Annotated in this window: 5 protein-coding genes and 1 pseudogene; 3 read left to right on the forward strand and 3 right to left on the reverse strand. The window is 73.2% G+C overall.

Going from position 1 to position 5225, the window contains the following annotated elements:
* Positions 1 to 90: 90 nt before the first annotated feature.
* Complete coding sequence (locus HMPREF3086_RS15375; RefSeq protein ID WP_070722775.1) at positions 91 to 723, forward strand: HD domain-containing protein; 633 nt, start codon at positions 91 to 93, stop codon at positions 721 to 723.
* 58 nt (positions 724 to 781) lie between these two features.
* Here the strand turns inward: HMPREF3086_RS15375 and HMPREF3086_RS15380 are convergent, their stop codons facing one another.
* The 3 genes from HMPREF3086_RS15380 to HMPREF3086_RS15390 all read right to left on the reverse strand — a co-directional run bounded on the left by HMPREF3086_RS15380 (position 782) and on the right by HMPREF3086_RS15390 (position 4252).
* Positions 782 to 2359 carry an FMN-binding glutamate synthase family protein gene (locus HMPREF3086_RS15380; RefSeq protein WP_070722785.1) on the reverse strand — a complete coding sequence of 526 codons (1578 nt, stop codon included), beginning with the start codon at positions 2357 to 2359 and terminating at the stop codon, positions 782 to 784.
* 70 nt (positions 2360 to 2429) lie between these two features.
* Positions 2430 to 3551, reverse strand: coding sequence for a glycerate kinase (locus HMPREF3086_RS15385; RefSeq protein ID WP_070722778.1), 1122 nt, complete (start codon positions 3549 to 3551; stop codon positions 2430 to 2432).
* Positions 3552 to 3673: 122 nt separating this feature from the next.
* On the reverse strand, positions 3674 to 4252 hold the full coding sequence (locus HMPREF3086_RS15390) for a hypothetical protein (protein WP_070722780.1): 579 nt from the start codon (positions 4250 to 4252) through the stop codon (positions 3674 to 3676).
* Between the two features lie 223 nt (positions 4253 to 4475).
* Here HMPREF3086_RS15390 and HMPREF3086_RS15395 point away from each other — a divergent pair, with 223 nt between their 5' ends.
* The gene (locus HMPREF3086_RS15395) at positions 4476 to 4856 is read left to right on the forward strand and encodes a hypothetical protein (protein ID WP_141764122.1); all 381 of its coding nucleotides are present in this window, start codon (positions 4476 to 4478) and stop codon (positions 4854 to 4856) included.
* Positions 4857 to 4933: 77 nt separating this feature from the next.
* A pseudogene (locus HMPREF3086_RS15400) lies at positions 4934 to 5225 on the forward strand (hypothetical protein); the annotation flags it as partial.

The following is a 5225-nucleotide window of genomic DNA, read 5'->3' on the forward strand; positions in this document are numbered from 1 at the left end:
GGGCCCGGGGGCGTAGGGGCGGGCCGGCGTCCACGGCCGGGACCGGCCGATCCGGCCTGCCCGGAGCGGCCACGGCGGTAGAGTCCGACCATGGACACGGACCGCACGGCCTCCGCTGACCCCCTCGACGCCACCGTCGAGTTCCTCACCGCCGAGCTGCGTGCTGACCTGCTGCGACGCTGGAACGAGCCGCAGCGGCGGTACCACAACGAGACGCACCTGCGGGCCGTCCTGCGGGCGATCGACGCGCTCGAGGCCGACGGGGAGTCGTTCGACGGCACCGAGGTCCGCCTGGCCGCCTGGCTACACGCCGCGGTGTTCGACCCCGCCGGCTCGGAGAACACCGAGAAGTCCGCGGCGCTGGCCGAGCGCGTTCTCGACCCCTCCGCTCCGGCCGCCGAGGTCGCGCGGCTGGTCCGCCTCATGGGCGGGCACCGCGTCGAGCCGGGGGACCTCAACGGCGCGGCCCTCTCCGACGCCGACCTCGCCGTGCTCGGCGCCGACCCCGAGACGTATGACACCTACGCCCGCGACGTCCGCCACGAGTACGCCCACGTGCCGGGCGAGCGGTTCGTGGCCGGGCGGATCGGCGCGTTGGAGGGGTTGCTCGACCGTCGCTCGGTGTTCCTCACGCGGGCGGGCCGCGATCTGTGGGAGAAGAAGGCCCACGCCAACCTCAACCGCGAGCTGGGGCTCCTGCGCGCGGGCGTGTCCGAGAGCTGAGCGGCGCCGCGACCCCGGCCGGCCGCTGGTGCGGTCGGTGTCAGTCGCGCACGGTCGGTCAGTCGCGCGGACCGATGCCGGGTGGCGTGACCGCGGTCGTGTACTCCGCGACGCCGGAGGCGACCATGAACTCGGTGATGGCGCGGGCATCGTCCTCGCCCGGCAGTCCCCAGCCGTCCCGGTACCCGTAGACGTCGGCCAGCGTGTGCGCGTCCCGGGTCCCGCGGGCGAGCTCGACGTCGGTCGGCCCGATGAGGCCGGGATGCGGGACCCCGACCGCGCCGGCGACCTTGACGAGCTCGCGGCGCAGTGACCGGATGTAGTTCGAACACCGCACCGCCATCGTCGTGGGATCGACACCGCGGACCAGCCAGGGATTCTGGGTGGCGACCCCCGTAGGGCATCCGCCGGTGTGACATTTCTGCGCCTGGATGCACCCCACCGACAGCATCGGCTCGCGGGCCACGTTGATCATGTCGACTCCCAGCGCCAGCGCGACCACCGCGTTCTCCGGGATACCCAACTTGCCGGACCCGATGAACATGACGTCGTCGGCCAGCCCGGCCTCGGCGAAGACCGAGTAGACGCGCGGGAAGCCCAGGCGGAAGGGCAGGGACACGGCATCGGTGAACACGAGCGGGCCCGCTCCGGTACCGCCCTCTCCGCCGTCGATCGTGATGAAGTCGACGCCACGGTCGCGCGGGACCATCGCGGTGGCGAGATCCTCCCAGAAGCCCATGTTGCCGACCGCCGATTTGATGCCGACGGGTAGTCCGGTGCGGTCCGCGATCTCCTCCACCAGGTCCAGCATCGAGTCGACGTCGTGGAACGCGGTGTGGCGGGAGGGGCTCGCGCAGTCCTCGCCCAGCGGGATCCCGCGGATCGCGGCGACCTCCTCGGTGATCTTGGCTGCCGGCAGGAGCCCGCCGAGCCCCGGTTTGGCGCCCTGGCTGAGCTTGATCTCGATGGCCCGGATCGGGTGCTTCTCGGCGAGGGCCACCAGCTTGTCGATGTCGAAGCGGCCGTCGTCGTCCCGGACCCCGAAATACGCGGTTCCGATCTGGAAGACCAGGTCAGCGCCGTTCTGGTGGTACGGGCTCAGCCCGCCCTCACCGGTGTTGTGCAGGGCCCCCGAGAGGGCGGCGCCGCGGTTGAGCGACTCCACCGCCGGGGCGGAGAGCGCACCGTAGCTCATCGCCGAGATGCTGACCAGCGACTCCGGTCGGTACGCACGGGCGCGACCCCGGGCTGCGCCGAGCACCTTGGCGGGAGGGAGCGGGAGTTGCTGCCCGGCGTGCGGCCGGGCTGACAGCGTGACGTCGCTGAAGGTGCGCTGTTTGACGATCGGGTAGCCCTCGAGGAACTCGATGTCGTTGTCCGTGCCGAAGCCGAACGTGGTCGCCCGGGCCTCGGCGGACTCGTACACCCAGTCGCGCTGGTCGCGGGTGAACGGGCGTTCTTCGTCGTTTCCCGCGACGATGTACTGCCGAAGCTCGGGGCCGATGGCGGTCAGCGCCATCCGGGCGTGGCCGAGGACGGGGAAGGTCCGCAGGACCGGGTAGCGGGTCTGGCGCAGATCGGTGGCCGCGACCGCGGCGAGAGCGGCCAGTGGCGCTCCGAGGAGCCATTTGCGCATGTCGACCTCCAAGGGGGCGGGGTGGTGGGCCGGGGGCTGCCCCCATCATGCCGACCGGGCGCCGCTGGCATCAGGGCAGGATGCGCGAGATGGCGTCGGCGGCGACGTCTTCGAGCAGCGGGCCCGCGTTGGCGATCGACCGCTCGAGGTCCGGCTCGCGTTCGGTCAAGGCGGCGGCGGCGGCGAACCCGGCCTCGGCGACCCGGTCGGCCTCGAGATCCAGGCGGCCGCAGACCGCGACCACCGGCACCGCGTGTGACCGGCAGAGGGCGGCCACGCCCATCGGGGTCTTGCCGTGCATGGTCTGGTCGTCCAGTCGCCCCTCGCCGGTCACCACGAGGTCGGCGGCGGAGAGCATGTCCTCCAGGCCGGTGAGCGTGCCCAGCACCTCGAAGCCGGGATCCAGGGAGGCGCCGAGCAGCTCGCGGGCGGCGAAGCCCACACCGCCGGCAGCGCCGGAGCCCGGGGCGTCGGGGTCCACGTCGAGCCCCTGGGCGCGCAGGACCTCGACGAGCCGGGCGAGGCCGGCCTCGAGCTCGTCCAGCTGTTCGTCGGTGGCGCCCTTCTGCGGGCCGTAGACGCGGGCCGCGCCGAGGGGCCCGAGCAGCGGGTTGTCGACGTCGCAGGCCACGAGGATCCTGGCGACCCGGACGGCCGGGTCGAGACCGTCGAGGTCCACGCGGTCCAGGTGGATCAACGCGCCGCCGCCGTCGGGCAGCTCGGCGCCGGAGGCGTCGAGGAACCGCGCGCCCAGGGCGGAGAGCATCCCGGTGCCGCCGTCGGTGGAGGCGCTGCCGCCGATGCCCAGGTGGATGTTGCCGCGGCCGGATCGGAGCGCGGCCAGCATGACCTCGCCGACCCCGCGGCTCGACGCCTCCAGGGGACGCGGCTCCCCGCCGGGCAGGCGGAGCAGGCCGCAGGCGTCGGCCATCTCGACGAACGCGGTGTCCGGATCGATGGCGGCGAAGGACGTCTCCACCGTCTCGCCCGTGGGCCCGGACACGGTGACGGGCACGGGGCGCGCGCCGCCGGCGACCATCACCTCCAGGCTGCCGCCCCCGCCGTCGGCGACCGGGCGCTCGACCACGTCGATCTCGGGGTGCGCCCGCCGAGCGCCCTCCGCCGCGTGACGGCACGCCTCGATAGCGGTGAGTGAGCCCTTGAAGGCCCCGCAGGCCACGACGATCGTCACGCCTGCATCATCCCCTATGAGTGTCCGGCGACACACGACGGCCCGGGGTCGCGACGGGGGAGGGTCGCGATCCCGGGCCAGGAAGGCGCATCCGCTGCGCCGCGTGTCTCAGCCGGGGGCTATCAGCCCAGCGAGCCGGCGGCGAGGCCGACGTCGGCGGTGACGCCGGCCTCGCCGGTCTCGTCGGCGGCGTCATCCTCGGCGCCGGAGCTCAGGCCGGCGAGCGAGCCGCTCAGCGAGCCGGTCCCGGACTCGTCGTCGGTGGCCGCGGTGTCGTCCGTGGACTCATCGCCCGAGCCGAGCGAACCGGGGGTGGTCTCATCGTTGGCGGTGTCATCGGCCTCGCCGGCGGAGCCGGAGTCCGCGGCAGGGCCGCCGCCGTCGATGGCGTCGCTGCCGGTGTTCGGGGAGACCCCGAGGCTGCCGAACTCGATCGAGCCCGGGTTGGGCGTCTCGGCGTCGAGGTTGAGGTTGAAGCTCAGGCTGCCCAGATCGACACCGATGTCCGTGCCGAGGGCGCCCTCGAGGCTGCCGTCCTCGCCGGTGGCCTCGGCCAGGCTGGCGGTGGGATCCGTGGGGGTGCCGGCGTCCTCCGCGGCGGCGAGGCCCGGGAACGCGATGGCGGCACCGATGCCGAACGCGCCGACGGCGGCGATCTTCGCGGTGGTGCGGTTGGTGGTCTTGCGGTGGGTGTTCGTCATAGAGGAACTCTCCGATCTGCATCGACCCCGATGAATCTCATCGCGGACACCCCGGTCGGAGCGGGGTGCGTCGGCGACCCTACAAGCGCACGGGAGTTCCGCAAGAGGTCGACAACCTGAGCGTCCCTTGAGGTAACAACTCGGTCACCGGGACACTTTTTGCTTCCCACGCGGCATCTGCGCGATCGGTGTGTCGCGCGTCATGCCTGCCTGGGCCGGGCGCATGGACGCTTCCGCAGCCGCCGGTCCGCCGACGCGGGGCCCGCCCGTCGTGGTGGAGACGCACGGCGCGCTCATCTTCCTCTGGGGTGACGAGGCTCACAAAGGTCAGGCGGCTCGCGTCGGGGGCTGGGATCTCGCCGTCGTCCTTCTCGCGGCCTACCGGGAGGCCTCCGGCTACGACGCGGCGCCGTCGCGCCGAACAGGCGACTCTCTGCTGCGCGCGAGGGTGCGGCGCTCGGACGTGGTGCGCGCTGACGTGGTGCGGGAGCAGACGGGCCGGAAGAGCGACAGGTATTCGGAGGAGGCGGTCGGGGCGGTCTACGCCGAGATGCTCGTCCGCCGGTGGGCGGAACGCGAACCGGGACCGCTGCCCCGGGCCTGAGAACAGAGTCGTTGCCAGATCACAATTCTGGGGAAGCGGGCCCCACGCACCGAAACGAGGGGCGTATGGTCGTGCGCGTGACCCACCCCTTCGCACGGGCCGGGCGGGAGCTCGTCCCCGGCCGCTGGTTCGGCCCCGCCGCCGTCATGGCGCTGGGCTGTGCGATCGCGTGGACACTCGTCGGCTTCGGCCACGGTGCGCTGCTGGCGGCCGTGGTCCTCGTCGGGACGCTGTTCGTGGCGCTGTGGAACTCGCCGCTGCGCGCCACGGGGCACGAGTCGTTGCAGGCCGTGCGCGCCCTGGCCTCCGCCGGGCACGCGGTCGTGGTGCTGTGGCGGCCGGGCTGCCCTTACTCGGCGGCGATGCGCC

This window comes from Dietzia sp. HMSC21D01, from assembly GCF_001815995.1.
GTDB lineage: Bacteria > Actinomycetota > Actinomycetes > Mycobacteriales > Mycobacteriaceae > Dietzia > Dietzia cinnamea.

Coding starts and splice junctions, on each gene's coding strand:
- HMPREF3086_RS15390 (WP_070722780.1), bottom strand. CDS start 4,252: ATGACGAACACCCACCGCAAGACCACCAACCGCACCACCGCGAAGATC.
- HMPREF3086_RS15380 (WP_070722785.1), bottom strand. CDS start 2,359: ATGCGCAAATGGCTCCTCGGAGCGCCACTGGCCGCTCTCGCCGCGGTC.
- HMPREF3086_RS15395 (WP_141764122.1), top strand. CDS start 4,476: ATGGACGCTTCCGCAGCCGCCGGTCCGCCGACGCGGGGCCCGCCCGTC.
- HMPREF3086_RS15375 (WP_070722775.1), top strand. CDS start 91: ATGGACACGGACCGCACGGCCTCCGCTGACCCCCTCGACGCCACCGTC.